The sequence below is a fragment of the Pseudomonas sp. Soil_N_39 genome (genome assembly GCF_057655955.1).
In genome coordinates this window covers 216,881-235,618 of record NZ_JBDGLI010000008.1, presented here as the reverse complement: position 1 = coordinate 235,618, position 18,738 = coordinate 216,881, and the positions used below count along the sequence as shown (strand labels likewise).

Genomic DNA, 18,738 nt, shown 5'->3' with positions numbered 1-18,738 from the left:
AGGAGTCAGCTTGCGGTGAGGGTGGATGGACCACCGTCATCGCGAGCAAGCTCGCTCCCACAATTTTTTCCGAGTCGTTCAAGGCATCCGCGACCACCACAGATCCCCTGTGGGAGCGAGCTTGCTCGCGATAACGATCGTCCAGCCAGCGACGACCTTGTTCAAGCCACCCCCTGCCCCACCTGCAAACGACTGGAACGAAATTCCTTGGGCGACAGCTCGAACTGCTTCTTGAACGAACGGCTGAAATGCGCCGAATCGGTAAAGCCCCATTTGTAGGCGATCGAGGTTATGGACTCGTCCCGCAGGAACGGGTTGGTCAGGTCATCGGCGCTGCGCTTGAGCCGGGCCCGCTGGATGTAACGGCAAACGCTGTCGTCCTGCTCTTCGAACAAACGGTACAGATGGCGCACCGAAATATTCAATCGATTGGCCAGGCCCACCGGGCTGAGGCCAGGCTGGGTGAGTGATTCGTCGATGACCTTTTGCACGTAGCTGCGCAAATGGCTGCCTTGCAAGGCCACCCCTTCTTCACGGCCATCGCTCCCCGGCTCCAGGGCCGAGCCCAACAGTGAAACGAAGGCACTCTGCAAGGCTTCACCCTCGCCCGCCGCGCCCTCGCCGTCCGGTGTGTCCTTGCACAGTTGGTCCATCAATACATGCAGCATGCGCCCACAGGCCTTGCTGGACGACACCTTGCCGAAGGTCTTGGTTTCCCCGCCCAATTGCCGCGACACGTCCTGGCGAGACAAGGACAGCACCGCGTGCTCGATCAGGCCGAACGGGGTGATTTCAAGCGCGCCAACGGAATCCATCAACAGCAACTCACCGGGCGCCAACTGGATGCTCCGGCCGTGTTGGGTAATGCGGCAGTAACCGCTGCGCTGGCTGACCAGGAGGCAATCCTGGTCATCATCGTAATCCGCGTTGGGTGAGTGACGCTTGATGTTACCGGCGTTGGTGCGCAGGTTCGCGAGGGCAAGGCCACCCCGATGGACATTCGACACTTCACCAATGAACAACGCGCGATTGAAGGCCAGCTCGGTATCGAAGTGGCCGCAAGTCGCCCGCAGATCCCGGTTCCAGGTGTCCAGACCGTCCTGCCCAACCTGTTGCATGCTCATGGCATTCTCCGCAATGGCTTTTTGTTTTTGTACGGCAATAGTTAACATGTTATCTATATGCACGCAACAAGTACCTGATCGCCAGAGCAGTAGCAGGAATGATGCCAGGACAGCACAACAGAATCAGAGCGTTGCCAACACCCGCTGCAGGCCGCTCAAGGTCGCCAGCAAGACGCCGCGCTGTTCGCGGCTCAACGGGATATAGCGACGAAAGGCCGGCATGCGATTGACCACTTCGCTACCACCCATGTGCTCCAGGCGCACGCACCACTGGCTTCCCTGCAGATCGATGCGCAGCCGTTTGAAATCCAGCGGCATGAGGGCCTGATACAGCGCAGGATCCTTCTCCACGGCCGCCTGCAACCGGACCGCCAGGTCACCGCGCCCGTCCCGTTGCCAGCAACGAATGCCGCTGCGCCGCACAGCGCCGCCGTGGTGCAATTCCAGGCGTGCCGTGCCCTCTCGGGAAGCAGGCACGCGCAGGACGAACTCGGTCATCACCAGGTGCATCAACAACTGCGACTCGGTGCGTTCGACAATCTCCAAGCGCAAGCCGTCGTCGGTGACTGCCGTGGCCATGGCCGGGCCCGCAACCTCGAATCGTGCCAATGCGAGGTTGCGCCGCAAGTGCTCCAGGGTCACCCCGGGCCGATAACCGGCCGGGGCGCGCTGGGTGCTGAACAACTCAAACAGTTTTTGCAGCAGGGTCGACAAACTCGCCCGCAGGTTGCCCTGGCTCATGGGAAAACTCCTTGGCCAGCACGTGTTCCACCGACGCCGGCTTGAATGGATTGACCTTCTGCACCACCAGGGTCCAGAACAAGGCGTACGCCGCTGTGCCGCCGAGCATCACCGCGAAAGGCACGTAGATGTCCGCCGGGTTCATGCCGGGCGGGGTGATGAACCACATGCCCAACACAATGCCGACACTGGACAGGATCTGTGGCAACGGGAACCACGGCGAGCGATAGGCCCGCGGCAGATCAGGGCGACGAATCCTCAGGCTGATCACCGAAACGGTCACCAACAGGTAGGCAAAACTCCAGGCGCACACCGCGGCCAGCACCAGGTGCATGATGTTGTCGGGATTACCGCCCAGCCACAGCGCATGCAGGCAAGGAATCAGCATCGCCACCAGGATGCACAGCAACGGCGTCTTGAAGCGTGGATGCAGGTAAGTGAAGACCTTCGGCAACGCGCCGTCCACCGCCATGCCGTAGAGAATCCGCGGCACGCCGGCCATCAGGGTGTTGATGGTTGCCGCACCGGCAAACAGAAAGCCGATGCCCAGCCACATCGGGCCGATATCGCCCATGACCTGTTCGGCGAACCGTGGAATCGCCATGGGGGTGTCCAGCAGATGCACCCCGCTGGTGGCATCGAGCAGCACGTTTTCCACCTGGCGCTTCATCGCCGCGCCGTAGATGAACATGCAGGCGGCAACGCTGAACAAGCCCAGCATCATCGCCCGGGGCATGGTCCGGGCAGACTGGCGCAGGTCCGGCGCCAGCGGCGTGACGAATTCGCAGCCGACAAACATGAACATGGCCATGCCCACCAGCGACAGCACCGTGACCAGATCGGTGCCCACCACGGACGCGCCGAACCAGCCCTCCAGCTCCACCGCCGGCGCGGCGATCAGGCCCAACACGCCGAACACCATCAGGGTGGTCCACATGCCGAACGTCAGGATGATTTCGGCCCGGCCAAAGGCACTGACACCGAACGCGTTGAGCACGCCAAACACCACCACGAACCCCACGCCCAGCAACCAGGAACCGCCCGCCGATTCGGCCAGGGTGTTGAGGTGCTCGAAGTTCACCAGGGCCATGACCCCGGCCAGGATGGTCTCGGCGGTGCCGGCGAACACATGGACAATCAGGTAGGCCGACAAGGTACCGGTAATCGCGAAGAAACGGCCCATGCCACAGTTGATGTAGTCATAGACCGAGCCGGTGGTCGGGAGAATCGATGCGGCCTCGGCGAACGTCGTCGCCTGGGCCAGCATCATCACCACGGCGATCAGCATCGCCACGGCAAAGGCGCTGCCGCCGATGCCAAAGCCCATGGTCGCGGTGAGAATCACGGGGCTTGCCATGATCAGGCCAATGGTGCTGGCCAACGCGGTGGGAAAACCCACCGAACCCCGGTTCAAGTGCTCGGTGAGCCTGTCATTGATCGACATCGTGCAGATCCTCGAAAGCGGATTTTTAGTATGGATGCTACAGCCGTCCAGGAGCCGGCGATCACGCCTTCCCCAACCGGTCCCTGATCGAAACGGCGTTGCGTGCAGCCTTACTCTGCGCCGCACCCACCCTGGGCGTCTTGCCCATGTCTGCCGCCGGTTTTGTTGCTGCCTGCCAACATCGTCACGCTGGCGGGCTGGATCAACTCCTTGGCAGGCAGATGAAAGACATCCCCGGGTGCCGCTCCCTTTAATACGCACTCTGCTGTCCTATCACACTGGGGAATCCACCATGGAGCACACACGCCGTACACCTTTGCTACGCAATGCCATCGCCCTGGGCATCGCCCTGCTGGTCGCCGATTCATCGGCCCAGGCTTATGAGCTTTACTCCGACGAAGACACCACCGTCACCGGCAACTTCCTGGCGGTCTATGGACTGTTCAACAGCCGCAAGAACTACGACGGCACCGCCGGTGGTTCGAGCTGGCGCGAAGGCTTCATCAAGTATGGCCTGAGTATCGACCAGACACTCGGCAGCCTGGGTAGCGTCTACGGGACGGCCAACCTGGTCAGCTCGGGCACCTGGGGCGATGGTGATGCGGCCGGCCTGAGCGACGGCTCCGAACGCACCACGAAGTTCGACGAAGCCTTTGCCGGCTGGCGCTCGGGCGACCTGTTCCCGGCACTGGGCAAGGACGGTGTCGACCTGTCCTACGGCCGTCAAGTGATCACCCTCGGCGACGGTTTCATCATCAACGACGATGGCCTGAACCTGGGCAAAGGCGTGGCCGATGGCGAGCTCAACCGAGGCGGCGCCTATTACCTGGCGGCCCGGCATGCCTTCGATAAAACCGCCGTTGTGCGCCTGGGCGGCAAGGAAGGCGTGCATGGCAGCCTGATGTGGCTCAAGTCCGACAACCGCGCCCAGGCCAACACCGAGATGGCCGCCGGCACCTTGGAATACACCGCCGCGCCTGGCACCCTCGGACTGACCTATATTCATGGCATCGATGTCGATGACCGCTACGCCAGTGACTTCCAGAAGCAGCGCGACGGCATGGACATCTACAGCCTGCGCGGCGCCGGGAATGCCGGCATCGAAAACGCCCACTTTTCCTTCGAGTACGCCTGGCAGGACAAGGACGCGGGACCGGAGAAAGCCTGGTACGCCGAAGCCGGATACACCTTCGCCGACCTGCCCTGGACGCCGGACCTGACCTATCGCTACAGCCGCTACTCCAAGGACTGGGACTCGATGTTCAATGGCCAGAACCGTGGCTATGGCACCTGGTTCCAGGGTGAAGTGTCGGGCAACTATGCCGGCCCGTTCAACAGCAACACCGCCATCCAGCACGTCGGCCTCAAGCTCAAACCGGCAGAAAACGTGACCATTGGCGCGTTGTTCTTCGACTACCAGACCCTGCACACCCGCGAAGCGCTGAACCTCGACGCGCAGGAGCTGGACCTGTACGTGGAATGGGCGGTCAATGAACACCTGATCGTCACGCCGCTGGTGGGTTTGTACAAGCCTGAGAAAGATGCGGACAACGGGGGCAATCAGGTCGGCGGCAACGGCACCAACGTCTACAGCCAGTTGGTGGTGGCGGTTCCGTTCTAGACGACTGACCGTAGGAGCTGCCGGAGGCTGCGATCTTTTGATCCTTCGCTTGGAACTCAAGTGCCTGGGAAAAGATCGCAGCCTCGTTGCACTCGTCAGCTCCTACACAGCTCCGGAGGATAGCGATTACCTTGTTTATTTGTGCTGGTGCAACATGGTCTGGATCTGATGGGTCGCCTGCCGGGTGCTTTGCGCCAGCTTGCGTACCTCATCGGCCACCACCGAGAAACCGCGCCCGACCTCACCGGCCCGGGCCGCTTCAATCGCGGCGTTCAAGGCGAGCAGATTGGTCTGGTCGGCGATGCCCTTGATCACCCCCACCACCGTGGCAATCTGGGCATAGGTCACCTGGTTCTGCTCCAGCATGCGCTGATGGGTGGACTGGGCCGAGCGCTCATCGCTGATATCCCGTACCGCACCGATGACCCGGACCAGCTGCCCGCGTGGGTCGCGTACCGCCCGCCCGCGTTCGCGGCACCAGATGTAATCGCGACTCTTGTGACGCATCCGGTATTCGAAGACGTATTCACCGCTGGCCTGGGGACCGAGAATCTCCCGGTCGAAAATGGCCATGATCTTCGGCAGGTCGTCCGGGTGGGTGATACCGACTTGGGCATCCCAGCCATCGGGCAAGTCGTCGGGCCCGTAACCCAGCAGCGAACGGAACTGACTGGAAAAGCGCATACCACTGGCCGGGTGCTGGAGATCACCGTCGACCACGGTAATGTCCCAACAACCTTCCGTCAGGGTCGACTGCAGTAGCTCCCAGATCTGCGCATCCTGATGATGTTGCTGTAGTTGCTGGCTGTGTTCACTCAGACGATGTTCAAGCACCTGCTCGCGCTCGCAGGCTTGCTCCAGTTGCTGACGAACCTTGTGCAGCTCACGCTCGCTTTGCTGCCATTGCAGCGTTTGCGCCTCCACGTGTGCCTCGACCTGATGCAACTGCGCAGTGGTGATCGCCATCTGCCGCGCATGCTGCTCCAGGACGGTCCGCAGTGGCGGATACGCGTCGAGCATCGGCGTGTCCTCCCTTTCGCCGGCCAGCACACGCTGCACCTGTGCGATCAACGCCAGTTTCTGTTTGTTGGTCTGGAGAAACATCGCCCGCCCCTTTGCCCATCAAGTCGAAACCGAATCTGATCGCAAACCGGCCGGGCTGGCTTGTCCCTGCCTGCACAGGACCTTGCTCCTGGCTGCCAATCGCGCAGGCTGGCAGCCACAGACATACCGCACGGCAGGCACAGTCAAGCCGGGCGGCCGCGCCGGGATTACCCTCGGGCTTTCCCTTGTTCGCGATCAGGAAACCCTCATGAGCGATATTGCCCTGCTGCCTCAGGTCGAAGCCTTTCTCGGTCGACGCCACGCCCTGTTCATCGACGGTGGCTACGTCGAAAGCCAGAGCCGCCAGACGCTGGACGTCGTCAACCCCGCCACTGGCCAAGTCATCGCCCAGATCAGCGACGCCAACCCCAGCGATATCGATGCGGCGGTGGAATCGTCCCGTCGCGGCTTCAAGCAGTGGTCTCAAACCGCGCCGGCGGTGCGCGGTCATGTGCTGCTCAAGTTGGCGGACCTGTTGGAGCGCAACCGCGAAGAGCTGGCGCAGATCGAAACCTGCCAGTCTGGGAAGATCATCCACATCTCTCGCGCCTTCGAGGTCGACCAGGCCGCGCACTTCCTGCGCTACTACGCCGGCTGGGCGACCAAGATCAGTGGCGAGACGATCACCCCATCGTTGCCCTCCTTCGCGGGTGAACGCTACACCGCGTTCACCTTGCGCGAACCGGTCGGGGTGGTAGTCGGTATCGTGCCGTGGAATTTTTCCACCATGATCGCCATCTGGAAACTGGCGTCAGCGCTGGTAACTGGTTGCAGTGTCATCATCAAGCCCAGCGAGTTCACCCCCCTGACCATCCTGCGCATCGCCGAACTGGCCATGGAAGCCGGCCTGCCGGCCGGTGCCCTGAACGTGTTGACCGGCGGCGGCCAGGTGGGTAAAGGACTGATCGAACACCCAGGCACCAACAAGGTTTCATTCACCGGTTCGGTACCCACCGGCCTGGCGGTGGGCCAGGCGGCCATGGGCGCCGGGTTGACCCGGGCAACTCTGGAATTGGGTGGGAAGAATGCGGCGGGGTTCCTGCGTGATATCGACCCCGAGGTGGCGGTCAACGGCATCATCGAGGCGGGTTTTCTGCATTCGGGGCAAATCTGCGCGGCGGCGGAACGGTTCTTCGTCCACCGCTCGCAGATCGAGTCGATCATGGACAAACTGGCCCAGCGCCTGGGCAAACTCACCATCGGTTCGCCGCTGGACGAACGCACCGAATTCGGCCCTGTGACCAACCGCCAGCACCAGCACAAACTCGCGGAATTCTTCGCCAAGGCCCGTGCGCAGAACAACACCATTGTCCACGGCGGCAAGCTGATCGATGGACCGGGTTGCTACGTCGAGCCGACCATCATCCTCGCCAATCGCCGCGACGACGCCTTGCTCAATGAAGAAACCTTCGGCCCGATCGCCACGTTCTTTCCTTACGACACTGAGGAGGAGCTGCTGGAACTGATGAACGACACGCCCTACGGCCTGAGCGCCAGCCTCTGGACCAACGACCTGGGCAAGGCCCTGCGCATGGTCCCCGCCATCGAAGCCGGTACGGTCTGGGTGAACATGCACACCCTGCTCGACCCGGCCGTGCCTTTTGGTGGCAGCAAATCTTCCGGGATGGGCCGTGAGTTCGGCAGTGCCTTCATTGACGACTACACCGAACTGAAATCGGTGATGATTCGTTACTGAGCAACAAAAGGGCTCTGGAGCCTCCCTCCAGAGCCCTGCCAAAAATCCCCTCTGTGGGAGCGAGCTTGCTCGCGATAGCGGAGGGTCAGCCAACGATGATGTTGAACCTGACACCGCCATCGCGAGCAAGCTCGCTCCCACAGTTTTCCCCGGGTCGTCCAAAGCTTCTGTGCCCACCCAACTCCCCTGTGGGAGCAAGCCCGCCCCTACAATTTCACCGCCGACAGGCGTTGACCGGTGGCACTCGACCGCGCCAGGGTTGGGCGCGCTCCAGTTGGGCAGCCAGGGCCAGCAAGGTGCTTTCCTCGCCAAAACGCCCGGCAAAATGCGCGCCCATCGGCAGGCCATCGGCGCTCCAGGACAACGGCACCGACATCGCCGGCTGGCCGCTGGCATTGAACAGCGCGGTGAACGGCGAATAGCTGTGGTAGCGCTCGATCAGTTGATCCAGGCTCATGCACACATCCTGCAGATCCAGTTCGCCAATCCGCACCGGCTCGCGGGTCAGGACCGGAGTCAGGATCACGTCGTAATCCTGCATGAACACCGCCAACTGCCGGCCGAGAGCATGAATCCATTCCACCGCCGCGGCATATTGGGCGCCGCTGACGTTGCCCTTGTCCCGCAAGATGATCCGAGTGCGCACCTCCAGTTCTTCCGCCTGCACGGCAAACCCACGCATCTGGCCCAGCAGGTCGACATAGTGACGAGAGCTGGCGCCAATGATGGTGAACACATGGTCGAGAAATTCCAGTAATCCCACCGGTAGGCTCACCGGCTCGACACGATGCCCCAGGGCCTCGCACAACCGGGCCGCCTCGCCCACGGCCTGCAGGCTTTGCGGCGCGGTAGGCCAAGGCCCAAGCTGTTCGACCAGGGCGATGCGCAGCGGCTTGGGATCAGCCTGCACCGCCATCACATACGGCAACGCCTGGACCGGTGCGGCATAGGGCGCCCCCAGGTCCATCCCGGCGGTGGCGTCCAACAGCGCCGCACTGTCGCGCACCGACAGGGTGATCGCATGCGGCGTGCCCATCCCCGCCCAGCCCTCGCCCACGATCGGCCCCGACGGCATCAAGCCGCGACTGGGCTTGAACCCGAACACGCCACAGCAAGACGCCGGCACCCGCAATGAACCGCCGCCGTCGTTGCCATGGGCGAACGGCACCACGCGGGCCGCCACCAACGCTGCCGCGCCGCCGCTGGAACCCCCGGCGCTGTGATCATGGCTCCAAGGGTTACGGGTGGCACCAAAGCGCGCGGACTCGGTGGAATACGACGTGCCGAACTCCGGTGAAGTGCTGGTGCCCATCACCTGGCATCCGGCGCGGCGCAAACGCGTCACGACTTCCGATTCGAAGTCCGCCCGAAAGTCCCCCAATGCGCGAGAGCCATTGGTCATCGCCGCGCCGTGGACCGGCGAAAACAGGTCTTTGATCAAGGTCGGCACACCGGCCAGCAGGCCTTGGCCAACTTGTGACGTGCGCGTCGCTTGCCGGGCAGAATCGTACAAACGCTCAGCCACCGCATTGAGCTGCGGCTCGACCCGCTCGAGGCGCTCGATGGCGGTTTCCAGCAGTTCGCCGGGCTGGACCTCGCCACGCCTGACCCACTCGGCCAGCGCGGTGGCATCTTCACTGTCCATCAGTTGGTGGATGTCTTGCATACCCATGTCTCAGATTCCTTATGTCACGACGATTGATGTGAGCCGACGCTGCTCGCCTGCCCCTGGCCCCGTGCGCGCAGGCCGACAGCGACCCAGAGCAGCGCCAAGGCAAAACTGGCCAAGGCCAGCCACTGAATGGCGTGACGCAGGTCACCGGCGAAGACCATCACCAAGGCCACCACCAGCGGACTGACGAATTGACCGATGTACAGGCACGAGGTAAACCCGCCCATGCCGCGGCCGCGGGTGGTGGCGGTCAAGGCATTCATCACCGGCGCCATCACGTTGGGCACCAGCAATCCGGCCCCCAGGCCCTGGATGAACACCGCCACCAATACTTCGTTGTAGTTTTGCCCGCGCATCAGCAGCCACAGCCCCAGGCCCATCAGGCCGAGCAACAGCGCGTTGCAACCGGCGATGCCGAAGCGGCGGCGCAACAACGGCCACATCAGCGAACCGCCCAAGGTCGCCAACAGGCTCAGTCCCGCCGCCAGACCGATCATCGTGCTGGAGGTGATGCCCAGGCTGACCAACAGCGTCGGCGCCTGGATCGGCATGATGAACGTCAGGACCATGCCGCCCAGGATCATCAGGTAGCCGACCAGCAATTGCAGCACGGCGACCTTGGCCGGCGCCGACTCATCGACGCGCTGCTCGACAACCTGCCGCGTCGCCACGGGCGGCTCCCAGAGCACTTTCATCATGACCGGCACCAGCAGCAGTGGCAGCAAATACAACAGGAACGGCGCACGCCACGAGTGCTCGCCGAGCACACCGCCCACCACGAAGAACAGCGCGCCCACCAAGCCGATGGTCACCACCTGCCGGTTGACGTAGCGCAGCCGCTCCTCACCCTGCCAATAGTCGGCGATCAACGTCGCGCAGCAGGTCATCACTGCCGCCTCCATGCAACCGAACAACAGCCGCGCACCGACAATCGAAGGCAGGCTATCGAGCAGGGCCGGCAACGCGCCGAGCAAGGCGTACAACACCGTGGCAATCACCAGCAACGCCTTGCGCCCGACCCGGTCGGCCAACCAGCCCGCCAAAGGCGCGCACACGGCTATCGCCAGGGCGGGACCGGTGATCGCCAACGGCACCAGCAGATCGGCGCGCGGTTCCAAGGGGCCGAATTCGGCGCCCAACCGAGGCAGGATCGGCGTGACCATCACCGCGCCCATGATCGTCAGGCTGCTGCCCAGCATCAGTACCCCGCCTTCGCGCCAACTGGCCTGACGCGACGGGGTGGCCGCCGTTGAAACGGAATTTGATTGGTTCATGGCGAGCCCCTTTTAGAAACTGTGAGAAATTCGCAGCGCCGCGGTGTAGCCCTCGGCGCGGTTTCGCGCATCGAGCTCCTTGTAGACATGCAGCCACACCGGGGGTATGCCGGGCTTGAAGTAGCTCACCGCCGGCCCGACCGCCAATACCCGAGCGCGATTGCCCGCGTCCAGGCCCGGTGCATCGTCGTCGGTGAATTGCCGGTAGTAATAGCCACCCACGCCGACGGTCCACGGGCCGACGTGTTGACCCACGGCGAATTCGTGACGGTACTCGACGCCATTCTTGTAGTCGGTGGCGTGGTTGCGCGTATTGATGTCGGCTTCGAAACTGGAAGACACCTCAAAGCCGCTGTCGGAGATGTACGTGGCGTTGAGGATCGGCGAGAAGGTCCAGTGATTGAGCCCCGGTGAGATCAAGCGATCCTTGTCGTAATCACCGGTGGGAGCCTGGATCTGGAACTGGGCATTGACGAACAGATTCGGCGACAGGGTCCACTGCAGGATCACCGGCAGCACCTGCATGTCGGCCATGCGAAACGGATCGGCCTCCAAGTCCAACGGGCCGACAGGCGTCTGCACCTGTACCGAAGCGTCCATCTGGAAAAACGGCACGACGGCACCGAAGCCATACTTGGCCCCCAGCACGGTGTAATCGGTCATGCGCATGTAGGCGACGCCGATGGACAAGACATCCAGGGAGAAATTGTTGTCCACGGACTTGCCGTGGCGATCCTTCTGCACGTTGGCCGAATAAAACGCGGTACGCAGGCCGACGGTGCCAAAGGGCGTGGCCGGCGGCATCATGCCCGCGCCGAAATCGTAGACCCCGACCGCCGTGGTCGGCGCGCCGTTTTCGGTGCCATGGGCAGCGCCACACACACCGATCAGCCCCAAGGTCAACCAAGTGCAGCGCCAGGCGTTTACTTTTTTATTTTGATTCATCGAATGCCCCTCCAACCCTGTGGTGTTGGGGTCATCCTAGGGAGCCGGCCGCTCAGCCGTTATCCGTTTTCAGCACAGTTGCGTGCGACGCAGGGTTTGTGAAGGTGTCTCGCCGAACAGCACCCGATAGTCGCTGGAAAACCGGCTCAAGTGCCAGAACCCCCAGCGTGCCGCCACCTCCTGTACACCGTGGGCGTGGCTGCCGTTGCGCAGTTCACGGCGCACGGCATTGAGGCGCAACGCCCGCAAATAGGCCACGGGGTTGATGCCCAGGGTTTCCTGGAAGCAATACTGCAGTTTGCGTCGGCTGGCACCGATGTGGTTGCACAGGTCGAGGATCGACAGCGGCTCATCGACATGGGCCAAGGCGTACTCCCGGGCGCGGTCGACCATGCGCTTGCGCGCCGTGGGATTGAGCGGCGGCGCCTCGTCCGGTGCCACCAGTTCCAGTATGTGCAGCATCACCGTGTCACGCAGGCCACGGCGAATCGACTCGTACCCCAGCAATGAGTCACGCCCCTGCTCGCCCCCTTCAAGCTCATCGAACAACGCCGCAAGCTCGGCGGGCAGCGTCGAGTTGCCGAGACGGTAACACTTGGGAAGATCGGTAATTCGAAAGCGACTGCCTTGACGCTCCAGCACATGCTCCAACGCCTGCTCATCGATGGCGACACCGAGCAGATCCAGATGCTGGGGCGTGCGCAGCTCGGGCAGGTTATGGCCACGGGCGACCAACAGGCTGGGCTCGACAATAGGGTGCCCGGAGCAAAAGACCGGCCCATCCGCGCTCAGCGGCACGCTGAAGGTGATGGCGCCCTCCCAGGCCATACCCTGCTTGGTCAGGGCCTGATTAGAGCGGTCGCGCACCAACTGCATCCACTCCGAGCGGAACTCGATCAACTCGCCGTCGAAGCGCCCGGGGGTCAACTGGTCATAGCAAACCTGCCAACCGCCCATGTTCCGGGCATGCTCATCGATGTCCGTGGTGCGGAACCGATTGATCGGCAGCACCGGCAACCCCTCCGACGAGACCGCTGGCTGCGCCATGTTGTCATTGTTCATTGACCCGACCTTTGATGATTCCAGGGCTTATGGGTCAAAGCTCAGGCAAGTTCCATTCCGCCCCGCAGGCCGGTCGTGCAATTGTGCCGAAAACGGATACCGGCTCGGATTCAGCTGCCAGCGTCGGCATGGGCCTCTTCGAAGAAATAGTCCTTCCAGCTGTCGGCCTTGTTTTTCAATACGCCCAGTTCATGCAGTTTCTCGGCATAGATGTAGGTGCGTTGCGGAACGACGGTGAAGTCGATTTCGGGGTCGGTGACGATTTTTTCCACCAGCGCCAGCGGCAACTTGGACTGTTCTACGCGGATGTAGGTCTGGGCAGCGGCCGCTTTGTCAGCCTTGATGATGCCTTGCGCCTCCACCAAGGCGTCGTAGAACGCCTTGTAGGTCTTGGGGTTTTCGTCGTGGAATTTTTCCGTGGTGTAGAGCACGTTGAACGTCGCCGGCCCGCCCAGCACATCATAGGAACTGAGCACCTTGTGCACGTTGGGGCTTTGCAGTGCCTGGTACTGGAACGGTGGGCTGGAGAAGTGCGAGTTGATCTCCGACTGGCCGGCGATCAGCGCCGCCGTCGCATCCGGGTGTGGGAGGCTGACCGAGATGTCGTCGAATTTCTTGAAATGATCGTTGCCGAACACCTTGGCGGTTTCGATCTGCAACGTGCGCGACTGGAACCCGACACCCGCCGCCGGGACGGCGATCCGATCCTTGTCGGTGAAGTCCTTGAGGCTCTTGACGTGCGGGTTGTTGGTCAGCAGGTAGTTGGGCATCGACCCCAGCGAGGCGATGGCCTTGACGTTCTGCTTGCCCCGGGTCCGATCCCAGATCGTCAGCATTGGCGGAACGCCCGCCGACACCACATCCAGGGCGCCGGTCAGCAAGGCCTCGTTCATCGCCGTCGCGCCGGAAATGCTGTTCCAGTCCACTTTGATATCCAGGCCCTGGGCCTTGCCATGCTTCTCGATGAGCTGCTGGTCACGCACCACATCGAGGATCAGGTAGCCGATGCCGAATTGCTGGGCGATGCTGATCTTGCCTTCGGCGTGGGCGAAGGGATTGAGCAGCGCAGAGGCCGCCAGGGAAACCAACAAGGTGAGCGCGGAACGCTTGAAAGCCATGGTCGGGTGAACCTCACAGTAAGGGAAAAGACTGAAGATCACGACTTTAAAGCTATAAGAAAATTAATTTAAATACCGGAATAGCATATCAATAGCACCTAAATGTCCGACATCCGGGTCCATGAAATCGCACTCCCGGACACGATCACTTGATAACCTTGCACACCTCCCCTGACGAACACCCAGCTCGAAGCGAACATGAACGAGATGACCCTGGATGTCGGCATCGCCGCCGAGTCCATTTCCCAACCGCGCACCCTGGTATTCCTCGCGTACCCGCAGATGGGCTTGCTGGACCTGACCGGTGCCCAGACCGTGTTCTGGGCCGCCACCAAAGCCATGACCGAACGCGGCCTGCCCGGCTACGCCATGCACACCGCCAGCCTGAAAGGCGGATTGATACAAAGCGCCGAAGGCTTGGTCGTAGACACCCGTGCCCTGCATGAGCTCGACGGAGCGCTCATCGACACGCTGATTGTGCCCGGCGCGCCGGACATACGGCAGGCGATGATCGACTGTGTCGACCTGGTGCAATGGCTGCGGCTGGCCTCGGTCCTGGCCAGGCGCACCGCATCGGTGTGCAGCGGCACGTTCCTCATGGCCCAGGCGGGCTTGCTGGACGGACGCCGGGCCGCCACCCATTGGGCCATGTGCGAGATGCTCAAGAGCATTTTCCCGTCGATTGAAGTGGACCTCGATGCGATCTTCATCCAGCAGGACAACGTGTGGACCTCGGCCGGTGTCAGCGCTGGCATCGACATGGCCCTGGCATTGGTCGAAGCCGACTGCGGTCGCGATGTAGCCCTGCAGGTGGCCCGTGAGTTGGTGGTGTTTCTCAAGCGCCCCGGCGGGCAGGCGCAGTTCAGCCAACTGTTGCAATTGCAGATGCAGGAGAGCGCCGGGTTCGACGAATTGCACGTGTGGATTTCCGAACACCTGGACGACAACAACCTCACCGTCGAGCGGCTAGCACGCCAGGCCAGGATGAGCCCACGCAATTTTTCCCGGGTCTACAAACACCAGACCGGCCGAACCCCGGCCAAAGCCATCGAGCTGTTCCGCCTTGAAGCCGCGCGTCGAATGCTGGAAGACTCCCAGCGCAACATCGACCAGATCGCCCGCGCCTGCGGTTTCGGTGATGAGGAACGCATGCGCCACACCTTCCAGCGTCACCTGTCGATCTCACCTCGGGAATATCGCAACCGGTTTTCTCGCTGAGCGCGAGACTCTCGCGACTGTTCCGTCAGGCCACTCGCTTGGATCGCTCCCGCGCGTCGTCCTGCTCGGCCAGAAGCGCGCTGCAACGGGAACGCAACCAACGCTCCCCCGGATCATTGTGCGAGGCGCCGCGCCAGACCATCGAAAGCGCGTGCTGTGGCAAGCAGACAGGGGCCGCTTGCGCCCGCATGCCGGTCACCACGGCCATCGCCTGGGCAACGTAATCCGGCACGATGGCGATCATGTCGCTCTCGGCCAACAGCACGGGCAAGGCGCTGAACTGCGGCACGGTCAACACCACCCGGCGCTGTCGGCCCATCAGGCATAACGCGCGGTCCGAATCATCGATGACATTGCCCATGGACGACACGACGGCATGGGGCCGACGGCAGAATTCGTCCAGGGTCAGTTCGCCGGGCTGCGAATCGGCGCGCAACAGCATCGGTCGAATCGGCCGCAGCGTCTTGCGCCGGGCATTGGCCGGCAGCTCCAGCGTCGGGCTGATGCCCAGGGAAATCTCGCCGCTGGCCAACAGCTGGGAGACCTGCCATTGATCGGCCCGGCGCACCACCAATGTGGTGCCTGGCGCCTCGACCCGCAAGCGTCGCAATAGCTCCGGCAGCAGCGCGTACTCGACGTCATCGCACAGCCCGATATGGAAGGTCGCCTCGCTGGTGGCCGGCTCAAATGCCTGACAGCGGCTCAAGGCAGCGGCGATGCCATCCAGCGCCGGTGACAGATTGGAGAAGATTTCCCGCGCCCGGGAGGTCGGTTCCATCAACCGCCCCGAACGAATGAACAAGGGGTCATCGAACATCAACCGCAGGCGCGCCAGGGCACTGCTGATCGTTGGCTGGCCGAGAAACAGCTTTTCGCTGACACGGGTCACGTTTCGCTCGTGCATCATGGTTTCGAAGACCACCAGCAGATTGATATCAGCACGACGCAGGTCATTTCTGTTCATCATCGTCGTCGCCCCAGGCACCAGGCCATTGAGTCAGGAGTGGACAGGATCGTCGCCTGCGCGCTCCATCAAGGCCTGCGGCGACAAGGTGTTGAAAGCGTAATCCGGAGACAAGCCAGTGTCTGTTGAACGTGGGGACACTCAACTCACCCTTTGGGCGGCTTCATCGATACTTCGGTATATACCCGGCCCCGTATCGAACACCGACTTTGTGGCGAACACTGCCTTTGTGGCGAGGGAGCTTGCTCCCTCGCCACAGGTTTTGTGTTTTGTCCGGCGGTGACGTGGGTTGTTCAAATCCCATTATTGGACCACCAACCTGTGGCGAACACCGACTGTCGTGGCGAGGGTCGGCACCTGGCGGGATTTCAGGGTTTTATGTCCTACCTCAGACAAAGCGGCGCTTCGTAAGATACGAACCGATGCTCTGTCCCCGACATCCCAGAGCGAGACCACGTAAAAACAAAAGGTCTGTCAGCGTGCCCCTACCCTCCGCAATGCTCAAGAACGTCTATGACAGCCTGCGATACAGCCCAAGCCAGAGGGGGCCGCGACTGTCGATGGGCATCAGCACCCACCCACTGGTCAACGCCCTCGGCTGGGCGGTGGGCCTGGTGGTGGCCTGCGGGATTGTCATCATCAACTCCGAAACCCACTCCGACCTGGCCCCCACCCTGCTGTACATCACCTTGTTGTTGATGGCGGCCAACCTGTTCTCCATCAATCTGGTGATCACCGTCGCGCTGATGTGCATGGGTTTGCTCACCGCGATGTTCTTGTACAACGGCGGCTATCACCTCTGGGAATCGACCACCGGCTTCTTCCGTTGCCTGACCGCACTGTCCGCCATTGCCTTCCTGGCCCTGCGCAGCAAACAGGCTTCCGACAACCTGCGGCACAACGAGGCCTACCTGATCGGCGCCCAGCGCCTGAGCCAGACCGGCAGCGTGGGCTTTCGCGGTGATCGACAAGCGTTATCCTGGTCGGAGGAATCGGCACGGATATTCGAGTACCCGCCCAGCAAGACGCCGACGGTGTCGATGATGCTGGAGCGCACCCACCCTGAAGACCTGGAGGCGGCCCGCGCTGTTTTCCAACAGGCCGCCGCAGGCGAACCGCAGATCGAGGTCAAGCTGCGGCTGCTGATGCCTGATGGACGCATCAAGCACATCCACATGATCGCCAGCCCTCTGCCCGCCCAGCATGGCCGCTTCCAGTACCTCGGCGCACTCATGGACGTCACCGCCAGCAAGCAGGCCGAAGAAGCGTTGTTCCGCGCCCAGAGCCAACTGGCCCACGTCACGCGCTTGACCTCCCTGGGGGAAATGGCCGCGTCCATTGCCCACGAGGTCAACCAGCCATTGACGGCCATCACCAGCAGCGGCGAAGCCTGCCGCCGGTGGCTTGAACGTGCGGAACCCGATCTCGGGGAAGCCCTGGATTGCCTCGACCGAATCGTCGCCAACGGCTGCCGCGCCAGCGAGGTCATCAACGGTATCAGGGCGTTATCGCGCAAGTGCGACCCGTTGCGCCAGCCCGAGCGACTGGACGACATCGTCCGCGAGACCCTGAACCTGGTCCAGCAGCAACTGGCTCATCATAAAGTCCGGGCGAAGGTGGACCTGGCATCGACCGACAGCCAGGTCAGCGCAGACCGGGTGCAGCTGCAGCAAGTGATCATCAACCTGATCATCAATGCCTGTCACGCCATGGACGGAGTCAAGGTACACGCACGAACGCTGCACATACGCACCTGGATGGAGGATGACGACGTGCTGCTGGAGGTGACTGACCACGGAACCGGTATTGCCCCCGAGGTCCTGCCGTCCTTGTTCAATGCGTTTTTTACCACCAAGGAAAACGGCCTGGGCATGGGCCTTTCCATCTGCCGGTCCATCATCGATTTCCATGACGGCAGGATCTGGGCGACCAGCGAGGCCGGCCAAGGCACCTCGTTCAGGTTCGCGCTGCCGCGGCTCAGGGGCGCCGCCCTGTCGGGGAGCGAGCAATGAACGCCATGCCACCCACCAGCCCGGTCATCGACAACGCCCCTATCGTCTATATCGTTGACGACGATGCACCGCTGCGCCAATCCCTCGGCAGCCTGCTGCGCTCCATCGGCCTGCAGGTGCATCTGTTCGATTCGGTCGCGCAGTTCATGAACCATCCCAGGTCCGACCAGCCCAGTTGCCTGGTCCCGGATGTGCGGCTGCAAGGTACCAGCGGCCTGGAGTGCCAACGGGCGCTGGCCGCCGCCAACGTCCAACTGCCGATCGTGTTCATGACCGGCCACGGTGACATCGCCATGACTGTGCGGGCGATGAAGGCCGGAGCGGTGGATTTCCTCGCCAAACCGTTCCGCGAACAAGACCTGATCGACGCCGTGACCGCCGCCCATCACCAGGACCGCCGACGTCGCGACGCCGAACGCGGCCATCAGCAAGTGCTCGACCGCTACGCCACATTGACGCCCCGGGAGCAGCAGGTCATGGCGCTGGCGGTGTCGGGCCTGATGAACAAGCAGATCGCCGGGGAACTGGGCTTGAGCGAAATCACGGTCAAGATTCACCGCGGCCAGGCCATGCGCAAAATGTGCGCACACTCGTTTGCCGATCTGGTGCGCATGGCCCAGGTGCTGGAGTGGCGCGGCGAGCAGTAGAAAGTTCATACACACGTATACTTGGCGGAACCATTGGACGGCGTATCTTGCAGTGACACGGGCGCCTTTATGGCTACCTGATATCACCCCCAGGTA

The 18,738-nt window shown here is 62.4% G+C and carries 14 protein-coding genes and 2 pseudogenes; 5 read left to right on the top strand and 11 right to left on the bottom strand.

The features are described from left to right. Positions 1 to 161: 161 nt before the first annotated feature. The 3 genes from feaR to AC3A5O_RS14465 all read right to left on the bottom strand — a co-directional run bounded on the left by feaR (position 162) and on the right by AC3A5O_RS14465 (position 3,309). Positions 162 to 1,124: a transcriptional regulator FeaR gene (feaR, locus tag AC3A5O_RS14475; RefSeq protein ID WP_305470894.1), complete on the bottom strand. Its 963-nt coding sequence runs from the start codon at positions 1,122 to 1,124 to the stop codon at positions 162 to 164. A gap of 123 nt (positions 1,125 to 1,247) precedes the next feature. Next, positions 1,248 to 1,865 (bottom strand): DUF3156 family protein, encoded by a 618-nt coding sequence (locus tag AC3A5O_RS14470; RefSeq protein ID WP_487753353.1) that lies wholly within the window; start codon positions 1,863 to 1,865, stop codon positions 1,248 to 1,250. Further along, positions 1,810 to 3,309, bottom strand: a complete 1,500-nt coding sequence (locus tag AC3A5O_RS14465) for an APC family permease (protein WP_122569454.1) — start codon at positions 3,307 to 3,309, stop codon at positions 1,810 to 1,812. The genes AC3A5O_RS14470 and AC3A5O_RS14465 overlap by 56 nt, the downstream gene beginning before the upstream one ends. Positions 3,310 to 3,601: 292 nt before the next feature. On the opposite strand from AC3A5O_RS14465, the gene AC3A5O_RS14460 reads away from it, so the two are divergent. After that, complete coding sequence (locus AC3A5O_RS14460) at positions 3,602 to 4,930, top strand: alginate export family protein (protein WP_487753352.1); 1,329 nt, start codon at positions 3,602 to 3,604, stop codon at positions 4,928 to 4,930. A gap of 144 nt (positions 4,931 to 5,074) precedes the next feature. Here the strand turns inward: AC3A5O_RS14460 and AC3A5O_RS14455 are convergent. After that, a pseudogene (locus AC3A5O_RS14455) lies at positions 5,075 to 5,266 on the bottom strand (methyl-accepting chemotaxis protein); the annotation flags it as partial. 105 nt (positions 5,267 to 5,371) lie between these two features. After that, positions 5,372 to 5,614 (bottom strand): annotated as a pseudogene (locus AC3A5O_RS14450) (PAS domain-containing protein); the annotation flags it as partial. Positions 5,615 to 6,242: 628 nt separating this feature from the next. Between AC3A5O_RS14450 and AC3A5O_RS14445 the strand changes: the two are divergent. Further along, on the top strand, positions 6,243 to 7,730 hold the full coding sequence (locus AC3A5O_RS14445; RefSeq protein ID WP_305492301.1) for an aldehyde dehydrogenase family protein: 1,488 nt from the start codon (positions 6,243 to 6,245) through the stop codon (positions 7,728 to 7,730). A gap of 214 nt (positions 7,731 to 7,944) precedes the next feature. On the opposite strand, the gene AC3A5O_RS14440 is transcribed toward AC3A5O_RS14445, so the two are convergent. The 5 genes from AC3A5O_RS14440 to AC3A5O_RS14420 all read right to left on the bottom strand — a co-directional run bounded on the left by AC3A5O_RS14440 (position 7,945) and on the right by AC3A5O_RS14420 (position 13,801). Then, positions 7,945 to 9,402 (bottom strand): amidase, encoded by a 1,458-nt coding sequence (locus AC3A5O_RS14440; protein WP_487753351.1) that lies wholly within the window; start codon positions 9,400 to 9,402, stop codon positions 7,945 to 7,947. Between the two features lie 17 nt (positions 9,403 to 9,419). Beyond that, the gene (locus tag AC3A5O_RS14435; RefSeq protein ID WP_122569460.1) at positions 9,420 to 10,676 is read right to left on the bottom strand and encodes an MFS transporter; all 1,257 of its coding nucleotides are present in this window, start codon (positions 10,674 to 10,676) and stop codon (positions 9,420 to 9,422) included. A 12-nt stretch (positions 10,677 to 10,688) separates the two neighbouring features. Then, positions 10,689 to 11,621 (bottom strand): SphA family protein, encoded by a 933-nt coding sequence (locus AC3A5O_RS14430; protein WP_487753350.1) that lies wholly within the window; start codon positions 11,619 to 11,621, stop codon positions 10,689 to 10,691. Positions 11,622 to 11,690: 69 nt separating this feature from the next. Further along, positions 11,691 to 12,683 carry a helix-turn-helix domain-containing protein gene (locus AC3A5O_RS14425; protein WP_305492297.1) on the bottom strand — a complete coding sequence of 331 codons (993 nt, stop codon included), beginning with the start codon at positions 12,681 to 12,683 and terminating at the stop codon, positions 11,691 to 11,693. Positions 12,684 to 12,793: 110 nt separating this feature from the next. After that, a complete protein-coding gene (locus AC3A5O_RS14420; RefSeq protein ID WP_487753349.1) occupies positions 12,794 to 13,801 on the bottom strand; it encodes an ABC transporter substrate-binding protein in 1,008 nt (335 codons plus the stop codon). Between the two features lie 207 nt (positions 13,802 to 14,008). Between AC3A5O_RS14420 and AC3A5O_RS14415 the strand changes: the two genes are divergently transcribed. Then, positions 14,009 to 15,019, top strand: a complete 1,011-nt coding sequence (locus AC3A5O_RS14415; protein ID WP_436278782.1) for a GlxA family transcriptional regulator — start codon at positions 14,009 to 14,011, stop codon at positions 15,017 to 15,019. Positions 15,020 to 15,044: 25 nt separating this feature from the next. Here AC3A5O_RS14415 and AC3A5O_RS14410 read toward each other — a convergent pair whose 3' ends face one another. Continuing rightward, positions 15,045 to 15,986, bottom strand: a complete 942-nt coding sequence (locus AC3A5O_RS14410) for a LysR family transcriptional regulator (RefSeq protein ID WP_122569464.1) — start codon at positions 15,984 to 15,986, stop codon at positions 15,045 to 15,047. 557 nt (positions 15,987 to 16,543) lie between these two features. On the opposite strand from AC3A5O_RS14410, the gene AC3A5O_RS14405 reads away from it, so the two are divergent. Together AC3A5O_RS14405 and AC3A5O_RS14400 are read left to right on the top strand one after the other, a co-directional pair. After that, positions 16,544 to 17,995, top strand: coding sequence for a PAS domain-containing sensor histidine kinase (locus AC3A5O_RS14405; RefSeq protein ID WP_487753360.1), 1,452 nt, complete (start codon positions 16,544 to 16,546; stop codon positions 17,993 to 17,995). Then, positions 17,992 to 18,642 carry a response regulator transcription factor gene (locus tag AC3A5O_RS14400; RefSeq protein WP_487753348.1) on the top strand — a complete coding sequence of 217 codons (651 nt, stop codon included), beginning with the start codon at positions 17,992 to 17,994 and terminating at the stop codon, positions 18,640 to 18,642. The genes AC3A5O_RS14405 and AC3A5O_RS14400 overlap by 4 nt, the downstream gene beginning before the upstream one ends. The last annotated feature ends 96 nt before the right edge of the window (positions 18,643 to 18,738 follow it).

Coding starts and splice junctions, on each gene's coding strand:
- AC3A5O_RS14400 (WP_487753348.1), top strand. CDS start 17,992: ATGAACGCCATGCCACCCACCAGCCCGGTCATCGACAACGCCCCTATC.
- AC3A5O_RS14430 (WP_487753350.1), bottom strand. CDS start 11,621: ATGAATCAAAATAAAAAAGTAAACGCCTGGCGCTGCACTTGGTTGACC.
- AC3A5O_RS14445 (WP_305492301.1), top strand. CDS start 6,243: ATGAGCGATATTGCCCTGCTGCCTCAGGTCGAAGCCTTTCTCGGTCGA.
- AC3A5O_RS14470 (WP_487753353.1), bottom strand. CDS start 1,865: ATGAGCCAGGGCAACCTGCGGGCGAGTTTGTCGACCCTGCTGCAAAAA.
- AC3A5O_RS14425 (WP_305492297.1), bottom strand. CDS start 12,683: ATGAACAATGACAACATGGCGCAGCCAGCGGTCTCGTCGGAGGGGTTG.
- AC3A5O_RS14465 (WP_122569454.1), bottom strand. CDS start 3,309: ATGTCGATCAATGACAGGCTCACCGAGCACTTGAACCGGGGTTCGGTG.
- AC3A5O_RS14435 (WP_122569460.1), bottom strand. CDS start 10,676: ATGAACCAATCAAATTCCGTTTCAACGGCGGCCACCCCGTCGCGTCAG.
- feaR (WP_305470894.1), bottom strand. CDS start 1,124: ATGAGCATGCAACAGGTTGGGCAGGACGGTCTGGACACCTGGAACCGG.
- AC3A5O_RS14460 (WP_487753352.1), top strand. CDS start 3,602: ATGGAGCACACACGCCGTACACCTTTGCTACGCAATGCCATCGCCCTG.
- AC3A5O_RS14405 (WP_487753360.1), top strand. CDS start 16,544: ATGGGCATCAGCACCCACCCACTGGTCAACGCCCTCGGCTGGGCGGTG.
- AC3A5O_RS14415 (WP_436278782.1), top strand. CDS start 14,009: ATGACCCTGGATGTCGGCATCGCCGCCGAGTCCATTTCCCAACCGCGC.
- AC3A5O_RS14440 (WP_487753351.1), bottom strand. CDS start 9,402: ATGGGTATGCAAGACATCCACCAACTGATGGACAGTGAAGATGCCACC.
- AC3A5O_RS14410 (WP_122569464.1), bottom strand. CDS start 15,986: ATGATGAACAGAAATGACCTGCGTCGTGCTGATATCAATCTGCTGGTG.
- AC3A5O_RS14420 (WP_487753349.1), bottom strand. CDS start 13,801: ATGGCTTTCAAGCGTTCCGCGCTCACCTTGTTGGTTTCCCTGGCGGCC.